Annotated in this window: 13 protein-coding genes; 5 read left to right on the top strand and 8 right to left on the bottom strand. The window is 68.2% G+C overall.

Features of this window, described 5'->3' with window-relative positions; translation table 11 throughout:
- The first annotated feature begins 69 nt into the window (after positions 1 to 69).
- Both AB0N89_RS00785 and AB0N89_RS00790 read left to right on the top strand, forming a co-directional pair.
- Positions 70 to 666, top strand: a complete 597-nt coding sequence (locus tag AB0N89_RS00785) for an XRE family transcriptional regulator (RefSeq protein WP_364198761.1) — start codon at positions 70 to 72, stop codon at positions 664 to 666.
- Between the two features lie 19 nt (positions 667 to 685).
- Positions 686 to 1,432 carry a dienelactone hydrolase family protein gene (locus AB0N89_RS00790; RefSeq protein WP_364199249.1) on the top strand — a complete coding sequence of 249 codons (747 nt, stop codon included), beginning with the start codon at positions 686 to 688 and terminating at the stop codon, positions 1,430 to 1,432.
- A 129-nt stretch (positions 1,433 to 1,561) separates the two neighbouring features.
- On the opposite strand, the gene AB0N89_RS00795 is transcribed toward AB0N89_RS00790, so the two are convergent.
- Positions 1,562 to 4,543 (bottom strand): family 16 glycoside hydrolase, encoded by a 2,982-nt coding sequence (locus AB0N89_RS00795; RefSeq protein ID WP_364198763.1) that lies wholly within the window; start codon positions 4,541 to 4,543, stop codon positions 1,562 to 1,564.
- A gap of 234 nt (positions 4,544 to 4,777) precedes the next feature.
- Between AB0N89_RS00795 and AB0N89_RS00800 the strand changes: the two genes are divergently transcribed.
- The 3 genes from AB0N89_RS00800 to AB0N89_RS00810 all read left to right on the top strand — a co-directional run bounded on the left by AB0N89_RS00800 (position 4,778) and on the right by AB0N89_RS00810 (position 8,053).
- Entirely contained in the window at positions 4,778 to 5,332 is a 555-nt protein-coding gene (locus tag AB0N89_RS00800) for a dihydrofolate reductase family protein (RefSeq protein ID WP_364198765.1), read from the top strand.
- A gap of 41 nt (positions 5,333 to 5,373) precedes the next feature.
- Complete coding sequence (locus AB0N89_RS00805) at positions 5,374 to 6,087, top strand: class I SAM-dependent methyltransferase (protein ID WP_364198767.1); 714 nt, start codon at positions 5,374 to 5,376, stop codon at positions 6,085 to 6,087.
- A gap of 241 nt (positions 6,088 to 6,328) precedes the next feature.
- Positions 6,329 to 8,053: a recombinase family protein gene (locus AB0N89_RS00810; protein WP_364198769.1), complete on the top strand. Its 1,725-nt coding sequence runs from the start codon at positions 6,329 to 6,331 to the stop codon at positions 8,051 to 8,053.
- 66 nt (positions 8,054 to 8,119) lie between these two features.
- Here AB0N89_RS00810 and AB0N89_RS00815 read toward each other — a convergent pair whose 3' ends face one another.
- Genes AB0N89_RS00815 through AB0N89_RS00845 form a run of 7 tightly spaced genes read right to left on the bottom strand, consistent with a single transcriptional unit; the run spans position 8,120 to position 16,041 of the window.
- The gene (locus AB0N89_RS00815; RefSeq protein ID WP_364198771.1) at positions 8,120 to 8,299 is read right to left on the bottom strand and encodes a hypothetical protein; all 180 of its coding nucleotides are present in this window, start codon (positions 8,297 to 8,299) and stop codon (positions 8,120 to 8,122) included.
- Complete coding sequence (locus AB0N89_RS00820) at positions 8,292 to 8,699, bottom strand: hypothetical protein (protein WP_364198772.1); 408 nt, start codon at positions 8,697 to 8,699, stop codon at positions 8,292 to 8,294. Before AB0N89_RS00820 ends, AB0N89_RS00815 begins: the two co-directional genes overlap by 8 nt.
- On the bottom strand, positions 8,681 to 9,658 hold the full coding sequence (locus AB0N89_RS00825; RefSeq protein WP_364198773.1) for a LysM peptidoglycan-binding domain-containing protein: 978 nt from the start codon (positions 9,656 to 9,658) through the stop codon (positions 8,681 to 8,683). Before AB0N89_RS00825 ends, AB0N89_RS00820 begins: the two co-directional genes overlap by 19 nt.
- Entirely contained in the window at positions 9,655 to 9,972 is a 318-nt protein-coding gene (locus tag AB0N89_RS00830; RefSeq protein ID WP_364198775.1) for a hypothetical protein, read from the bottom strand. The genes AB0N89_RS00825 and AB0N89_RS00830 overlap by 4 nt, the downstream gene beginning before the upstream one ends.
- 15 nt (positions 9,973 to 9,987) lie before the next feature.
- Positions 9,988 to 12,249, bottom strand: coding sequence for a hypothetical protein (locus tag AB0N89_RS00835; RefSeq protein WP_364198777.1), 2,262 nt, complete (start codon positions 12,247 to 12,249; stop codon positions 9,988 to 9,990).
- A gap of 3 nt (positions 12,250 to 12,252) precedes the next feature.
- A complete protein-coding gene (locus AB0N89_RS00840; RefSeq protein WP_364198779.1) occupies positions 12,253 to 13,095 on the bottom strand; it encodes a hypothetical protein in 843 nt (280 codons plus the stop codon).
- Positions 13,096 to 13,116: 21 nt separating this feature from the next.
- A complete protein-coding gene (locus AB0N89_RS00845; protein ID WP_364198781.1) occupies positions 13,117 to 16,041 on the bottom strand; it encodes a hypothetical protein in 2,925 nt (974 codons plus the stop codon).
- Positions 16,042 to 16,119 lie beyond the last annotated feature (78 nt).

Here is a 16,119-nt window from a genome sequence, read left to right on the forward strand (position 1 = left end):
GTCTCCGGCGATCATGACCAGAACGACGACGGAATGGCAAAATTTGTTGCCGAATGGCAAATTGGGAGCATGGACGACGCACTGGGCCGTACGCTCGACGCCGTCGGGCCGAGGCTGAAACAGCTCCGGCAACGCCAGGACATCACCCTGGCCGACCTCGCCGAGGAAACCGGCATCTCGACCAGCACCCTGTCCCGGCTCGAAGCCGGGCTCCGGCGCCCCACCCTCGAGCAGCTCCTGCCGCTCGCCCGCGCCCACGGCCTCACCCTCGACGAACTCGTCGACGCGCCACCGACCGGCAACCCCCGGATCAACCTGCGCCCGATCGCCTGCGCCGACGGATCGACCATCCTGCCGCTGACCCGCAGACCCGGCGGCATCCAGGCCTACAAATTCGTCCTTCCGCGCGGGGACGACAACGCCGAGCCGGACCTGCGCACCCACGAGGGACACGACTGGGTCTACGTTCTGAATGGCACCCTGCGGCTGGTCCTCGGGGACCACGACCTCGTCCTCGAACCCGGCGAAGCAGCGGAATTCGACACCCGCACCCCGCACTGGTTCGGCGCCACCGGCGCCGGTCCCGTCGAGTACCTGAGCCTCATCGGACGGCAAGGCGAACGAGCGCACATCCGCGCCGCGCCGAAGAGCCCGCCGTCTGCGTAGCGAGAAAGGAAGAATCACCATTCCCACCATCACGCCGAGCATTCCCACCCCGGACGGTCAGGCCGACGCCTTCGCCGCCTTCCCCGACGACGGCGGCCCTCATCCCGGCGTCCTGCTCTACCCGGACGCCTTCGGACCACGCCGCGTCCTGTGGGACATGGCCCGCGAGCTGGCCGAGCACGGCTACTACGTCCTCGTCCCCAACATCTTCTACCGGCACCGCCCGGCCCCGGTGTTCGACCTTCCCGAGCACATCACCGCCGAAAACCGGCCCGCGCTCTTCGGGCAGATCATGCCCCTCATCCAGGAGCACACCACCGAAAACGCGCTGCGCGACGCCGAGGCCTACCTCGGCTTCCTCACCGCGCAGCCCGAGGTCAGGTCCGGACCGGTCGCCGCGATCGGCTACTGCATGGGCGCCGTCCTCGCGATGCGCACCGCGACCGCCCACCCCGACCGGATCGCCGCCGTCGCCGGATTCCACCCCGGCGCCCTGGTCACCGACGCCCCCGACAGCCCGCACCGCCAGATCCCGGCCCTCACCGCGAAAGTCCACCTGGGACTCGCCGAGGGCGACATGACCCCCGAGGCCATCACCGAGATCAGCCAAGCCTTCGACGCGGCCGGCGTCAGCTACACCTGCGAGATCTACCCCGGCACCGTCCACGGCTACACCATGGCCGACACCGACGCCTTCAATCCCGCCGGATCGCAGCGCCACTGGGAGCGGCTGCTCGCGCTCCTCGACAACGGTCGTGAGTGGTAAAGACGGTTGTCGAGCTCACTCTGCTCATCACCGCCGGACACCGGTCCGTGAAGGCCTCCTTGAGGGACCCAGAGTCCCTCAAGGAGGCCTTCACGGACTTGGCGACCGTCCGCCGCCGGCGAGCCGTGACTACATCCGCTCCACCCACACGGTGCGGAACCTCGGGTTCTCCCCGGGATCACCGTGATCCTGCAAACGGATCGGGGCCGGTGCCGGGTCCTCCGGCCGACCGGCCCCGGTCTTGCCGTCGATCGCGACGTCGTCGTGCACCAGCTTCCCGTTCCACCACAGGCTCACCCGCGCGTCGGCGGTCTTCTTGCCGGCACTGTCGTAGCGCGCCGCGCGGAACCTGATGTCGTAGGTCTGCCACGTTCCCGGCGCGGTCGCGGCGTTCACATCAGGCGCCTTCTTCGTGTAGATCGCCCCGGCATCGTTCGTCTTCGGAGGATCGACACCGAAGGACTCCAGCACCTGGATCTCGTAGCGCTCCTGGAGGTAGACCCCGCTGTTGCCGCGAGCCTGCCCGGTCTGCTCCGGAGGATGGTCCGGCTGATACCACTCGGCGTGCATCCGGAAATCGCCGAACGTCTCCTTCGTCCGGATGTCACCGCCGAGGGATTCCATCGAACCGCCGGACACCGGCCAGGTCGCCGGGCCGCCGCTCGCCGCCTCCCACGCGTCGAGGTTCTTCCCGTCGAACAGCACCGTCCGCTTCGACGGGGTGACCGTGAGCTTGTCGAGGTTCACGTGCCCGGTGTCCTGTGCCTCGTAGACGAACGCGATCGAGTTCGGCCCGGGCCGCAGCACCGCGGACTCGACATGGGTCGCCCACTGGTTCCACGCCCCGGTGCTCGCGAGCCAGATCTGCTTCTGCTTCTTGCCGTTGACGTACAGGCTCATCGACTTGCTCACCGGATCCGGGCTCGGGTTCGGCCCGTTCGCGTACCGCAGGGCCAGATCGTGGCGGCCGCCCTTGGCGACGTCCACCGCGAACGTGGTGCTCGCCCCCGGCTCCCAGTTGCGATCGACGAACCCGGCGCCGGAGAAGCCGCTGTGTTCGGTGTTCCATCCCGTGCCACCGGCGAGCTGGGCCGACTCCGCCTCGTACTCGGGCGGCGGCACCGAACCGTCCGGCAGCTTGTTCATCGTGTACCACGCCTCGGTGCTCCACAGCTCCGCGCCGGATTCCGCCGCGAAGGGGCGAGGGGAGCGCAGATGCACCACGCGGCCTGGCTTGAGGCCGTCCACCTTCAGCGTCACCTTCTTGCGATCCGGGGACAACGCCGCCGAAGAAACCTTCAAGGTCTCCTCGTCCACCTTCGGGCCGCCGTACTGCGGCGTCGCCACGTACCGCCACTGAGCGGCCTTGTACTTCGACGTCAGATCGAGCGCGGTCTTCTCCGACAGCGGCTGGGTGTACTCGATCTCGAACCCGCCGCGGATCGCGTGCACGGCACGCATGTCGAACGCGTCGGCGCCGGTGAGCGACAGCTTCTGCAGGCCGTACTTGAGTTTGCCCTCCTGACCCCAGTTGCCCTGCCAGCCGATGCCCCCGGTGTAGATCGCGCCGTCCGGACCGAGACTGATCCGGCTGACGCCCGATTCCAAGCCCTGCGTCATCCTGAACACCGCACCCTGGTACTCGCCTCCGACCTTCTCCAGGTACGCGCGCTGCAGACCGCCGTAGGTGACGTCACCGAAGATCATCTGCCCGGCGAACACGCCGTTCGGCAGGATCAGGGGATTGCTCGGCGAGTTGGAGATCTCGCCGTGCGGCATCCACAGCACGGGCTCCGTCACCGGCCGGTCGTCGAACGGGCCATCGGGATTGGTGTGGTGGTTGAAGAAACGGCCGGGCTTGATCCGCACCAGCTTCGACGTCGGCACGTACGAGCCCTGGTTGTCGGTGACGAAGACGTCCCCCTCCGGGCCCCAGCCGAGGCCGTTCGGCGTCCGCAGCCCACCGGCCACAGAGGACACTTTCCCGGTCGCCTTCTCGATCTTGAGCGTCGATCCCCGGTTCGGCACGGGCTGCGGATCCGCGGTCGCGCCACCGGGGATCATCGCGATGCCCGTCGTGACGTAGAAGAACCCGTCGCGGTAGAGCAGGCCGAACGCGAACTCGTGGTAGTTGCCGCCGAACGGCCAGGTCGCGATCTTGCGTTTCTCGTCGGCGACCTCGTCGCCGGTGGTGTCGACGAGCGCGGTCAGCTGATGCTTCTCCGACACGTAGATGGTGCCGTCGACGTACTTGAGCCCCATCGGCTCCTGCAGGTTTCCGGCGATCTTCTTCATGGTCACCCGGGACGGATCGGTCGGGCCGGTGACCCCGTCGATCAGATAGACCTCCCCGAGCACGGTCTCACGGCCACCGCCCCACGTCGAGATCGCCAGCCTGCCGTCGGGCAGCCAGTCCATCCCGGTCACCTGCGGCTCGAAACCCTTGGGGCGTAAGTCCGTCAGCGTGTAGTTCGGATGCACCCCGATCAGCGGCAAGCCGTCGCCGGGTGACTCGTCGACCCCCTCGCACAGCTTGCGCCCGGGGGAGGTGACCCGCGTGACTTCGGCGTCGGTGCTCAACGCCGAAGTCGGAACGACGCTGAAACCGCTCGCGCCCGGCGGTTTCCATTCGAGTTTGAGCCGCTGGTCGTAGTCGGCGTCGAAGTGGTCGATGCGCAGGGCATGATCGCCGGCGGCGAGCTGGATCGACCCGTCCTTCGGCGTCGCCCCGTGCTTGCCGCCGTGGTCGATGACCTGCGTGCCACCGATCAGCAACCGGGCTCCGTCGTCGCTGGTGAGCCGGAAATCGTAGGTGCCCGCGGTCCCGGCCTTGAGGTAGCCGGTCACCTCGGTGACGAACCGGTCGGCGAACCCGAACTGTTCGGCGGTGGACCAGTCGATCGTTGGCATGAGCTTGTCGACGTTGGGCGTCTGGCTCGGCTTGAGGGTGCAGTACTTGTCCAAAGGGACCTGGACGTCGAACACGCGCATCGTGACACCCGGTTCCTGCGGTGGGATGTCGGACTGCGCTGGTGAGTCGGACTGTACGACGGCCGGGGCGGGAAACCCGACGGCCAGGACCACGGTGAGCAGGGCGACGGGCAGCCGCATAGGGGCTCCTCCTCGGCAGGGCGCGGTTCCTGGCTCCGCTGCGCAACAACCGCGTCACCCCAAGCTAGCGAGAACTTTTGCGCGAAGTCAACGAAAGTTGGTCGGAGTTTTGCGAAAGTGTTCGGTCTTGTGGGATTGAGCGCTCGTCACCGACAATAAAGTTTGTCTTGACAGACTTGATGTTCGGAAGCAGGGTGTGTGCAGGCAAGCGGAACAAGGAAGGGAAGCCACCCGATGAGAAAGCTGATTCTGGGGTTCTACGTCTCGCTCGACGGCAAGAGCGCGGACGGCGACAACGGCATCCGGGACGTCATGATGAGCATCGACGACCCCGAGCAGGAGGAGTACTTCGTCAGCCGGTTGTGGGACGCGGGAGCCTTCCTCATGGGCCGCAACACCTACGAGGCCATGGCCGCCTACTGGCCCACCTCGGATCACCCGTCCGCCAAGGCCATGAACGAGATCCCCAAGGTCGTCTTCTCCCGCACCCTGGAGTCCGCCGACGACTGGCACGAGACCCGGATCGCCGGTGGCGACACGGCGGAGGAGATCGCCAAGCTCAAAGCCGAACCCGGCAAGGACCTCGTCGCCGCCGGGGGAACCGAGTTCCTGCACTCCCTGATCAAGCTCGGCGTGGTCGACGAGTACCGGCTGTGGGTGCTGCCCGCCGCCACCGGCAAGGGGGCGCCGCTGTTCCCCGAACTCGATCAGCCCGTGAACCTGCGCCTGGTGAAAAGCACGGCCTTTCCGTCCGGAGTCCTCGAATTGGTCTACACGGTCGAAAAGTAAGCCCCGGCGCGAGACAGTTCGGCCGTGCCATATTGGGCTATATGCCAGCCACTCCCGAGGTCGTGGAAAACGACTATGACAGCTTCGCCGAGGCATATGCGGCCGAGAACGAGTCCAGTCTCAACAACGCCTATTACACGCGACCCGCGATCTTGAACCTGGCCGGGGACGTGTCCGGCCGGCGGATCCTCGACGCGGGTTGTGGTGCGGGGCCGATCACCGAAGCTCTGCGCGACCGGGGCGCCACCGTGACCGGTTTCGACTCCAGCGCCAAAATGGTCGAACTGGCCCGGAAAAGGCTCGGTGCCGATGCCGACCTGCGGGTCGCCGACATGGCCAGGCCGCTGCCGTTTCCCGACGACGCGTTCGACGACGTCGTCTCGGCCCTGGTGCTGCACTATCTGGAGGACTGGACGGCACCGCTGGCCGAGATCCGTCGCGTGCTGAAACCCGGCGGCAGGCTGATCATGGCCGTCAACCACCCGATCATCTACAAGCTGATCCACCCCGAAGCCGACTACTTCGAGATCGTCAAGTGGGATGACGAGTACACCTTCAACGGTCAGAAGGCCGTGCTGACGTACTGGCACCGTCCGCTGCACGCGATGACCGATGCCTTCGTCGCGGCCGGCTTCCGGACCGCTGTCGTCAGCGAGCCGCCTCCGGCTCCGGAGGCCTACGAACTGTTCTCCGAGGAACTCGCGGGCAGGAAAGCCTTCCTGAGCTTCCTGTTCTTCGTGCTTGAAGCCGTCTGACGGGCTCGTGAATGGCCGTGAAGGCCTCCTTAGCTGCGTTTTTACTTACGTTGCTAAGCCATGAACGGAACGGAGCTTGAGAAGGGGGCTGGACCAGCGGATTTGCGGGTTCAGCCCCCATCGGGGCATGGCAAGGGTGCCGACGTGCCCGCTGGGAACGTCCTGATCGCGATGGGTGGGCTGGAAGGTGCCTTGACCTGCGGGTCGTCGGCTAGGCTTGATCAGCTAGGTACAGGGTCCAATGGCGACCTTCACCCCCGGTGTGCATGGGGGTTCATTCATGGGTAGGGCATCGAGAAACCGGGTGTTTCGCGCCGCTTCGGGAGTTCTTCCGCAGTTGCGGGTGGTGATCTACGCGCGGGCATCGAGCGATACGAAGGGCCGGAAGGTCTCGGTCGGTTCGCAGATCAGTTCGGGTAAGGCGTGGTGTGAGCGGGCTGGGGCCTTGGTGGTCGCGGTCCTGGTCGATAACGACCTGTCGGCGTCGCGGTACGGGACCGAGGTACGCGGCGATTATGAGGAAGCGCTCCGGTTGATCGCGACCGGTGAGGCGAACACGCTGTGGACTTGGGAGAACAGTCGGGCGCAGCGTGAGCTGGACACGTTCGTGCGGATGCGGCAGCTGCTGACGAAGACCGGCGGCTACTGGGCGTATGACGACCGGGTCTATGACATGAACGACCCGGACGACCGCATTGACACCGCCGAAGATGCGATGGACGCCGAGCGGGAGTCGGAGAAGCTGCGCAAGCGGGTGTTGCGCGGGGTCGAGTCTCGTGCGAGGGCGGGTTTGTGGGCGGGTCCCGTGTCGTTCGGGTTCAAGGTGGCGTATGACCCGCAGACCGGTGAGGCAGACCGGCTGATCGATCCCGACGAACAACCGGTGGCGGTGGAGCTGGTCAAGCGGCTGATCGAGACCGGGAACGAGTCGGACATTGCGAGGGACTTCAACGCTCGGGGGATCTCGTGTGCTCGTGCGACGGTGTGGCGGGCCGATCAGGTCCGGAAGCTGCACGACCTTTCGCAGGACGCCGAGGGCTGGGCGAGGTTTCTGGACGGCTTGTCATCGGAGCAGCAGGCGTCGGCCTATGACGCGCTTGTCCGGTTGCGGGCGGATTCTGCGTCGCAGGTGGCGAAGGACATGAACCGTGCCCAGGCCGCGCATCCGATGCCGGGTAAGTGGGATTCGGCGAAGGTGCGCAATATCGGGCTTAATCCCGCGTTGGCAGCCTTGCGGGTCTGGCGGGGCACGATCATCCGGGAGGGCAGCTGGCCGAGGATCATCGAGCCGGAGGACCACTACGCGGTCGTCGCTAAGCTCAGTGACCCGTCCCGGCGTTGGGTGAAGGACGGTACGCGGGTCAAGTACCTGCTCTCGGGGATCATGCTCTGCGGCGTGTGTGAGAAGCCGGTCTCGACCGGCAAGGATCGCCAGCACAAGATCTATAAGTGTCCGGACGGGCACCTCACCCGGAACATGGCGAAGGCTGACTCGCTCGTAGTCGAGGCGCTCCTGCACCGGCTCGCGTCCGATGAGGTCCGCGAGCTGTTCCAGATCGCCGGGCAGGCTCACGACCTGAGCCGGTGGGTCAAGGAGGCTCAGGACCTCCGGGCGCGGCTTGACGCGTTCACCGATACGGCGATCAAGGGTGATCTCACGCCGGAACGGCTGGCGCGGATCGAGGCGAGTCTGCTGCCGAAGATCGCGGCAGCCGAGCAGCGCGCGAAGGAGGTCGGTGTGTCCCCGGTGGTGTCCGGGCTCATCGGTCCGCAGGCTCCGGAGGTGTGGGCATCGTTGCCGGTGGCGCAGAAGCGGAACGTGGTGCGTGCGCTGGTCCGGCCGAGGTTGCAGCGCACCAAGGGCGGCCGTGCGCCGTTCGACCCGAAGGCGATCACGCTGTCGTGGCTCGGTCGTCCGGCCCCGATTCCGGGGGTCGATGACGTCGCCGAAGCGGGTGCGGCGTAGCACGGAACGTGAGAAAGAGCCCCGGCTCTCCCAAAGTGGGAGGGCCGGGGCTCATTGTCGAGTGGCTTACGTGGCCATGGTGCGCAGGCGGTGCACGGCCGGGCCGAAGATGCTGCGCAACCGATCGCGCTGATCGTCGGTGAACGCGGGTGCGTCGTCGGCGGCCGCGTGCGCGGCGGCCACCTCGGCCGGGCTCAGTACCGACTGTGGGTCGAGCGCGGCCGGGGCCGACGTGATATCAGGCATCGAAGGTGTCTCCGTCCGGGGAAGGCGTCAGCCGTTCGTCGTTGGCGTTGCGGGGGTCCACGAGCGGAGTGACCTTCTTCTCCGTCGAGATGACTACACCGAACGTGGCGAGGAGGGTCAGCAGGCCGGTGATGACGCCGGTGGTGGCGTTGCCCTGGTCGGTGGTGATCAGTCCGGAGCCGACGAGGCCGGACACGATCGCGGTGAGTGCGCCGACGATGGATCCGGCGATGCGCAGGGGGTAACGGGACATGTGGTTCTCCTTGGGTTTTCGTGGTGGCAGAGAGTTGAGGTAGTCGTAGGCGCGGACGAACGCGCGGGCGGTTTTCCAGGTCAGCCAGACGAGCAGGACGAGCAGGAGCAGCCAGCCGCCGTTGCCGGTTACGGGATCGTGAGCCACTGGCCCGCTTGGATCCGGTTCGGATTCGCGATGTTGTTCCGCGAGGCCAGCGCGGCGACCGTGGTGCCGAACTTCGCGGCGATGCCGGAAAGCGTGTCGCCGGAACGGACTTGGTAGCGCTGCCCGCCCGCCGTGCCACCTCGGATGCGGATCTTCTGCCCGGCGTAGATGCGGTTCGGGTTGGAGATCCCGTTGAGTGCGGCCAGCGCGCCGACGGTGGTGCCGTATCGGGCGGCGATGGCGGAGAGGGTGTCTCCGGCGCGGACGGTGTAGATCTCGGTGTCGGTCGGTGGCGTCGGTGGCGTCGGTGTCGGCGGAACCGGCTGCGGCGCCGGGGCGTTGCCGCCGTTGATGGTGAGGTGCGACAGCGCGAACTGTCCGATGGTGGCGTTGCGGTCGACGCTGCCGCCGATGCCGGGAACGGTGCCGGTCTGGGTGTGCTGGTGCAGCGCGAGTTTCGGGTGGGTCCAGCCGGGATTGCCGGGGTTGCCGTTGTAGCGGGCGATCCACAGCAGGACCCCGTCATCGGCCCACTTGCCAGGGTTCAGGACGTGGGTGAACCAGTCCAGGTTCGCGTACACCAGGACCTTGTGGACGCCGGTCGCGGCGCGCAGGCGGGCGATGAACCGCGGAACGAAGTCGTTGGCGGTGCCGCGCAGTTCGGCGGCTTCCATGTCGAGCATCGGCGCCAGAGACCCGTTCGTGTGCAGGTTGTTCTGACGCAGGTGCGAGGCGAAGTGATCGGCCTGGGCGTCGGCGTTGCCGGGCCGGGCGAAGTGGTAGCCGCCGGGGACGACGCCGGCGAGGCGGGCGGCCGGGACGCGTGGGCCGCTGGTGCGGTCGGTGTAGCCGGTGCCTTCGGTGAGTTTGAACGAGCAGTAGGTGATTCCGTTGCCTCGCACGGCGTTCCAGTCGTTGACCGGATTCCAGTGGGAGACGTCGATGCCGTAGTCGGTCAAGGGTTAGACGGTCCTTCGGGTGGGCGGTTCATCTGGGCGCGCAGGGCGCCGACTTCGAGCAGCAGCCGCGCGTTCTCCTGGCGCACGGCGGACAGTTCGGTTTTCACGGCCGTCAGTTCGGCCAGGACGTCGCGGGTGTGGGTGGCGCGGTCTTTCAGCAGCGCCTGATATCCGGCGTGCAGCTCGGCCAGCGCCTGGTGATCGGCTGAGGTCCGGGCGGTTCGGATCGCGCGGCGCGCGGCCAGAAGGCCGGTGAGGGCGCCGGTGGCGGGGCCGAGGAACGCGGCCAGCGCGGTGAGCCAGTCAGGCGTCACGGGCGGCTCCAGGGTTCAGCGGCGGACACGCAGCGTGAGCTGATCGGTCAGTCCGTTGCTGGTGTTGAGGGTGCGGCGGTGGCCGATGACGACGGCCGGGATGGGTCCACCGAGCCCGGACGGGTCGGTGATGGTGACCGGGTCGAGGAGTTGCCCGCGCGGGTCGCCGGTGACGGTGATGTCTTTCAGGACGGTGGTGGGCCGGGCGAGGTCGGCCAGCAGTGACGCGGCGATGGCCTGGGCTGAGTCGAGGGTTTGCCGGAACGGGTTGTCCGGCACGGACAGCGTCCGGCGCCCATAGCGGGCGATCGAGGCGTCATCGGCGACGCGGTGAACCTGGGTCCGGCCGTTGCCGACCGGGTAGTCCACGAGCCGGAAGGCCGGGGTCTTGTCGCCGAACCCGTACCGGACCGGGCCGCCGCTGTTGTTGACGAACGTCAGCCGGACCCGGTCGTCACCGATAGCCGTACCGGTGATCGTCAAGCCGCTGGTGATCTCGGCTCCGGTGTCGGTCCGGTAGGCGCGGCACGCGGAGTTGTAGGCGTAGGCCGCGTTCCGGTATGCGCTCTCCGTCATCGTGGTGAGAGTCGCTGTGTTGAAGGAGCACCGCGTCTGGAGCGTGACGACGCGGGTGCTGGTGCCGGTGGGGGTGGCGAGTTCGTCGACGGTGGCGGTTTCGTAGACGTTCGCTGACAGCCGTTGCCGCAACCGGGGCGCGATCGACAGGGTGATCTCGTTGCGAACTGAATCCAGCGAGGTCGACAGTGACAACGCCTGAAGTTCCCGTGCGGCGCTCAAGGTCGCGACCGGTGCGCGGCTTGCCAGCGCTCGGACCGTGTCTCGGTTGAGGAACCGGAAACGGCCGTCCTCGGAGAAGGTGACCACGCCGAACTCCGCGCCGACGGCTTGTTTGAGCACGTCGAACGAATCGGCGGCAACGACGTCGGGTAGCCCGGTCATCCAGTTCAGGCCGACGTCGATCTCCGCCTGAGGCGTCCAGGACGCCACCCAGTCGGACGGTGCCTGTGCCGCACTGCTGATCTGCACGCACGCCATCGGCACCGGGGTAGTGACCGTGACGTCGGCAAACTCCTCAGCGGCGAAGGACGAGATCGTGACCGCCGTGGTGGTGACCGCGCCCGCTGTGCTGTCGAGCAGCCAGCGGGTATCGACTTGCTTCGCGTCCGGCCGATAGCGGATCCACAGGCCGACCCGGTGCCACGCCGCCGCTCCAGTCAGTTGCGGGCCGTTGAGGGTGGCGACGACCGTGGAGTCCGAATAGACCTTCACCCAGAGCTGACCGGTTGTGCCGATGCCGACCTGATAGGTCACACCGGTGCTCCTGGCGTACTTGGACGCGATCTGAAGGACAGTTCCGTCCCGCAGGGGTGCGAAGGTGTTGGATGCTCCGGCCTGGCACCAGAACTCGAACAGGTATCCGGCGCCGGGAGCGGCGGGGAGAAACTGCCCGGTTGCCAGGGCCGACGTGGCCGACGCCATCGAGGGTGTGGCGTTCGCGGCGAGCATCCCGAACGGGCCGGGGATGAACGGCGGGACGCCTGCGGCGTATGCCTGCCCGACGCCGAGGCTGGTTTGGGTGGCGACGTCGGCGATGAGCCCGCCGTGACAGGTCATCGAGAACAGGCACCCTGGCCGTGGCGGCGGGGAGGCGTAGATTCCGTTGCGCCGCAACACGTAGTCGACAACCCATTGCGTGTTGATCCGCTGCTGATAGGGCCACTCGCCGGTGTTGTACGCCTTCTCCTCATCCTGGGCGACGGGAGGCAGGGTGATCGAGGCGCGCAGCTTCTCCGCGGGATCGAGCGCCGAGAGGGACACGGTCCGGTCCGCTGCGGACAGGGTGAGTGTCCGTGTGGAGCCGGTGAACTGGCGCAGCAGTTCACGGCCCCGGCTGGTGAGGAACCCGATATCGCAGGTGACGTCGGCGTCAACGAGCTGCTGTTCGGTCAGTGTGGAGTCGGACCGGTGAGGGCTGAGCATCTGGGCGATATCGCGGGGATCGCCGGGGCGCTGCCCGGCGAGGGTCATTGCCAGGGTGGCGGTGGTGTAGCCCTCGATGAGGGTGCATTCCTCCGGCAGGTCACCGGTGATCTGGCGTTCGATGACGATCTCGTCGGCCACCGTGGACAGGTTGGCCAGCGGGTGGTTGAACCCGTGGTCCCACCCCACCATCAGCCGCGCGCGCGGCGCACGCTCGGGCGCGGTGACCGCCTCGGCCATCGCCGCAGCGGCGGCCGGATCAGCAGGTATCCGCAACGCTTACACCTCCTGGAGGGTGAGGGTGGTGGAGAACGAGCCGGGTAGCGGATAGGTCCAGGGCAGGGAGTCCAGGAGCACGACGGCCGCACCGCCTCCGGCAGTCCAGGGCGGCACCTCCGTGCCGGTGGTGATCGACCACGCCGACGTCGTCACCACCCCCGGCAGCTCCCGCGCCAAAGCCGGACGGACCGCCGCCGCCCCGTCCGACGCCGGGACGGTCAGCGACATGCGCGTACCGCCGGAGCCGGGCACGGACGCGGTCCCTTGCACGGTGGTGCGGACCGCGCCCGCGCTGTCGAGCACGAACGCGGCGAGTGATACCGCGACCGTGGCGGCCACGCTGGCGGTGAACGTCACCGTCTCGCCCGGAAGCACCGGTACGGGCTCGACGGCCGACAGCGAACCGCCGCCGCTCGGCACCACCCAGAGAAGCGCGGACGACCCAGCCGGAGCGGGCGTACCGGGCGGCACCAGCGGCGCCTGCCGCCACGCCACGCCCCCGACGGCGGTCGCGATCCCGCCCGCCGCGCGCTCGACCCCGCCGGCCGTGGCCACCTGAACCGGCAGCCGATTCGGCTCGGCCGGATCGATCAGCCACAACGGACCGGGAACAAGACCGTTGTGCAGCAACGACAACCAGCCCTTTAACTCGGCGTCGAGGTAGGGCCACGACAACGTCCACGTGCGCCTCACCCCAAGCCGGTCCAGCGTCGGGCGCCCCGTGAGGGAGCGGTGCAACCCGCCGAAGCGGACCGGGACCATCTCCGGAGGACCGCCCAGCGAAGGCGAGGGAAGCGCGCGAAGCCCGCCGAGCGGTCCGAGCCAGAACACCGGATCAGCCATTGGCTCACCCCCGTTGTTTGGTCAGCGTCGTGCGTTGGCGGTGTTCACCGCGTTGACCAGCCGCGCGGTTCCGTCACCGTCGACCCGCAGCCGGGCGCCGTCGAGCGCGAGCAGCACTCCCGCTGTCACGGCGGCCGTGATCGAGGCGGCATCCAGCGCGGAGGTTCCAGGCGGGAACACAACCGGCCTGACCGGTCCGGACGTCTGACCGTTCGGCGTCGGTGCGGCGCCGAGGACCGGTGGGGTGTCCACGCGCAGGGTGTTGGTGAGGCCGGTCAGGTAGTCCCGGATCGGCGGTTCGCCGTCTTCCAGCCCGCTCAGCAGACCGCGCATGATCAAGCGGCCGTTCGCAGTCAGCAGGACCCGGTCCCGGGCGGGTGGCCCCTTCCACGAGGTGATCCAGTCGGTGAGTTCGCCGAGCCGGTCTTTCACCCAGCTGAACCCGGAGGTGAGGCCGTCGACCAGGCCGCAGATCACGTTCCGTCCCGCTTCCCACAGCAGCGAGCCGAGGTTCCCGAGCGCGCCGAGGATGCGGCCGGAGATGCTGGCGACGAGATCGAGAACGCCGCCGATGCTGTGCGCGACGATCCCTTTGATCATTCCCCAGGCGCCGGAGACGATGTTCTTCACGCCGGTCCACGCCTGATCCCAGTTACCGGAGATCAGGCCCGTCACCACGGAGATGACGCCGGAGATCACGGTCAGCGCACCGGAGATGACGTCCACGATCGCGGAGAACTTGCCTTTCACCAGGCCGAACAGCTCCAGGATGATCGGCATCAGCAGCTGGCTGATCTGGACGATCAGCGGGGTCAGTGAGACGGCGAGCTGGGTGAACAGCCCGGCGGCCTGCACGATCACCGGCAGCAGCGACGTCACCAGGTCCAGCAGCGGCGGCAGCAGCCCGGAGACCAGTTGCAGCAGCGGCGGCAGGATCGGCAGCAGCGCGGTCACGATCCCGAGGAACGCTTCCGCCAGAGGCGGGATCACCGGCAGCAGCGCGGCGAGGATCTGCCCGGCGATCTGACCGAGCAGCCCGCCGACCTCCGACAGCACCGGTGTGGCCGCAGCCAGCGAGGTAGAGACGACGCCGGCGAGTTGCTGGATTGCCTGCACCACAACGGGAAGCACCGGCATGACCGCGTTCAACGCGGCCAGCAGCACCGAGGTGAACACCCCGCCCAGCGCGGACAGCACCGGCAACACGGCCGAGAGGGCTTGCAGCAGCGCGCCACCGAGCTGCCCGACGATCGGCGCCAGCGCGGTCAGCAGCTGCCCGAGCGCCGGAGCCGCGAGCTTCAGCGCCTGCACCAAGAGCCCGCCGAACTGGGTGATCAGCGGGGCGAGCGTCCGCGCGAGCTCCACCAGGGCGGGAGTCAGCTCGGTGACCGCTGCGCCGAGCGAGCCGCCGAGCTGACCGACCAGTTCCGCGACGGCCGGGGCCAGCGCGCCGACGATCGGCGCGAGCGCGGCAGCCGCGGGAACCAGGACCGCCGCCAGCGCCTGGGCGGCTGTGCCCAGTACGGGCGCCAAGGCGCCGAGAACTTGGCCAAGTGGTGCGATCGCGGGGGCCAGCGCGGCGAACGCCGCTCCGATCATTGGCCCTAGCTGCGCGATCGCCGGGGCGATCGAGGTGACGATGGCCTGGCCGAGCGCGACGAGGACCGGCATCAACCCGGTAGTGACCGCGTGCAAGCCGTCGAAGATCTGGCCCAAGGCCCGCGCGCCCTCGGCGGAGCGCACGAACTCGGCCATCTTGCCGGTGACGTCGACCAGGACCGTGAGCAGCCCGCCGCCGCCAGTGCTGGCGGCGGAGAACACCGCGAACACGACCTGCCCCAGGTTCCTCAGGACCGTGACCAGGTCACCCACGGCCGACAGACCGGCCGAGAGCCAGTCGCGGAGCTGCCCGGACTCGCGTGCCGCCGCGATGAAGTCGGCGAACTTCTGCGCACCGTCAGCGAGGCCGGAGCCGAAGCCAGGCAGGAACTCCGCGCCCACGGCAGCGATATCGCGCAGCCCTTGCAGGAACGGCTGCACCGCCTGCGCGAGCTGGTGCATGGTCGTCGAGGTGTTGCTCAGGATCGAACCGACGTCGGAGACCGTGCGTCCCTCGCGGGCGAACGCGACGAAGCCGAGCGCGCCGGCGTTCAACCCCTCGGAGATCCCCCCGAGCCCGAACCGAAGCAGCGGCAGATACGTGCCGGACAAGGCGGTGATCTCCGAGGCCAGGCCGGTGAACAGCCGTTGCTGAACCTCCTGCCGCAACCCCAGGAACTCCGGGCGCAGCGCGCGGACCGCGTTCGCGGCCGCCGCCATCGCGGGCGGAAAGTCCTTGATCGCCTCGGCGTACTTCTTCGGGTCCTCCTGCTTGAGCGCGTCGGAGAAACCGGAGATCCCGAGCTTGAGCGTTTGCAGGATCGCCACGGCCGCGAGCCCGGCGGCCGGAACCGCGAGCAGCGACCCCGACGTGGTAGCCGCGACCGAGCCGAGTCCGCCCAGCGCGGTCACGGCCTGCCCGGCACCGGCCGCCATCGCCCCGTACTTCAAGGTGGCCAGGCCGACCGCGCCCGAATGCAGCGCTATCGCTCCGGTCGTCGACCGCATCCGGGAGTCCACGTCGGACAAGCCGCGGACACTCGCGCCGACCGAGGAGTCCAAGACGACCTTGAGCGTGATGTTCTGGCCGTCGAGCCGCCGTTTCAGCGCGGCGAAACGGGTTTCGGCCGGATCGGCGTCCAGTTCGGCCAGTAGCCGGATCGCGGTCTGATCACCTTCACGCGCGGCCGCGCGCAGCTGTTCGCGTAGCAGCGCGGTTTTCACCTCGGCCGACAGGCTGACCTTCGGGGCCTGCCCTTCGGCCTCACGGACCTGATCACGCAGGTGCCGCCCGAGGCCCTGCAAGGACGGCATGATCTTGAGATAGGCGTGAGCAACCGAAGTCACGGGCGCTCACCACCGAGACACTGCGATCGGTCAGGGCGGGCTTACCCGCGTCTCGGCAGCGCTCTGTGCTGGAATAGC

The sequence above is a fragment of the Amycolatopsis sp. NPDC089917 genome (assembly GCF_040684635.1).
Lineage (GTDB): Bacteria > Actinomycetota > Actinomycetes > Mycobacteriales > Pseudonocardiaceae > Amycolatopsis.

Coding starts and splice junctions, on each gene's coding strand:
- AB0N89_RS00785 (WP_364198761.1), top strand. CDS start 70: ATGGACGACGCACTGGGCCGTACGCTCGACGCCGTCGGGCCGAGGCTG.
- AB0N89_RS00795 (WP_364198763.1), bottom strand. CDS start 4,543: ATGCGGCTGCCCGTCGCCCTGCTCACCGTGGTCCTGGCCGTCGGGTTT.
- AB0N89_RS00800 (WP_364198765.1), top strand. CDS start 4,778: ATGAGAAAGCTGATTCTGGGGTTCTACGTCTCGCTCGACGGCAAGAGC.
- AB0N89_RS00805 (WP_364198767.1), top strand. CDS start 5,374: ATGCCAGCCACTCCCGAGGTCGTGGAAAACGACTATGACAGCTTCGCC.
- AB0N89_RS00810 (WP_364198769.1), top strand. CDS start 6,329: ATGGCGACCTTCACCCCCGGTGTGCATGGGGGTTCATTCATGGGTAGG.
- AB0N89_RS00815 (WP_364198771.1), bottom strand. CDS start 8,299: ATGCCTGATATCACGTCGGCCCCGGCCGCGCTCGACCCACAGTCGGTA.
- AB0N89_RS00840 (WP_364198779.1), bottom strand. CDS start 13,095: ATGGCTGATCCGGTGTTCTGGCTCGGACCGCTCGGCGGGCTTCGCGCG.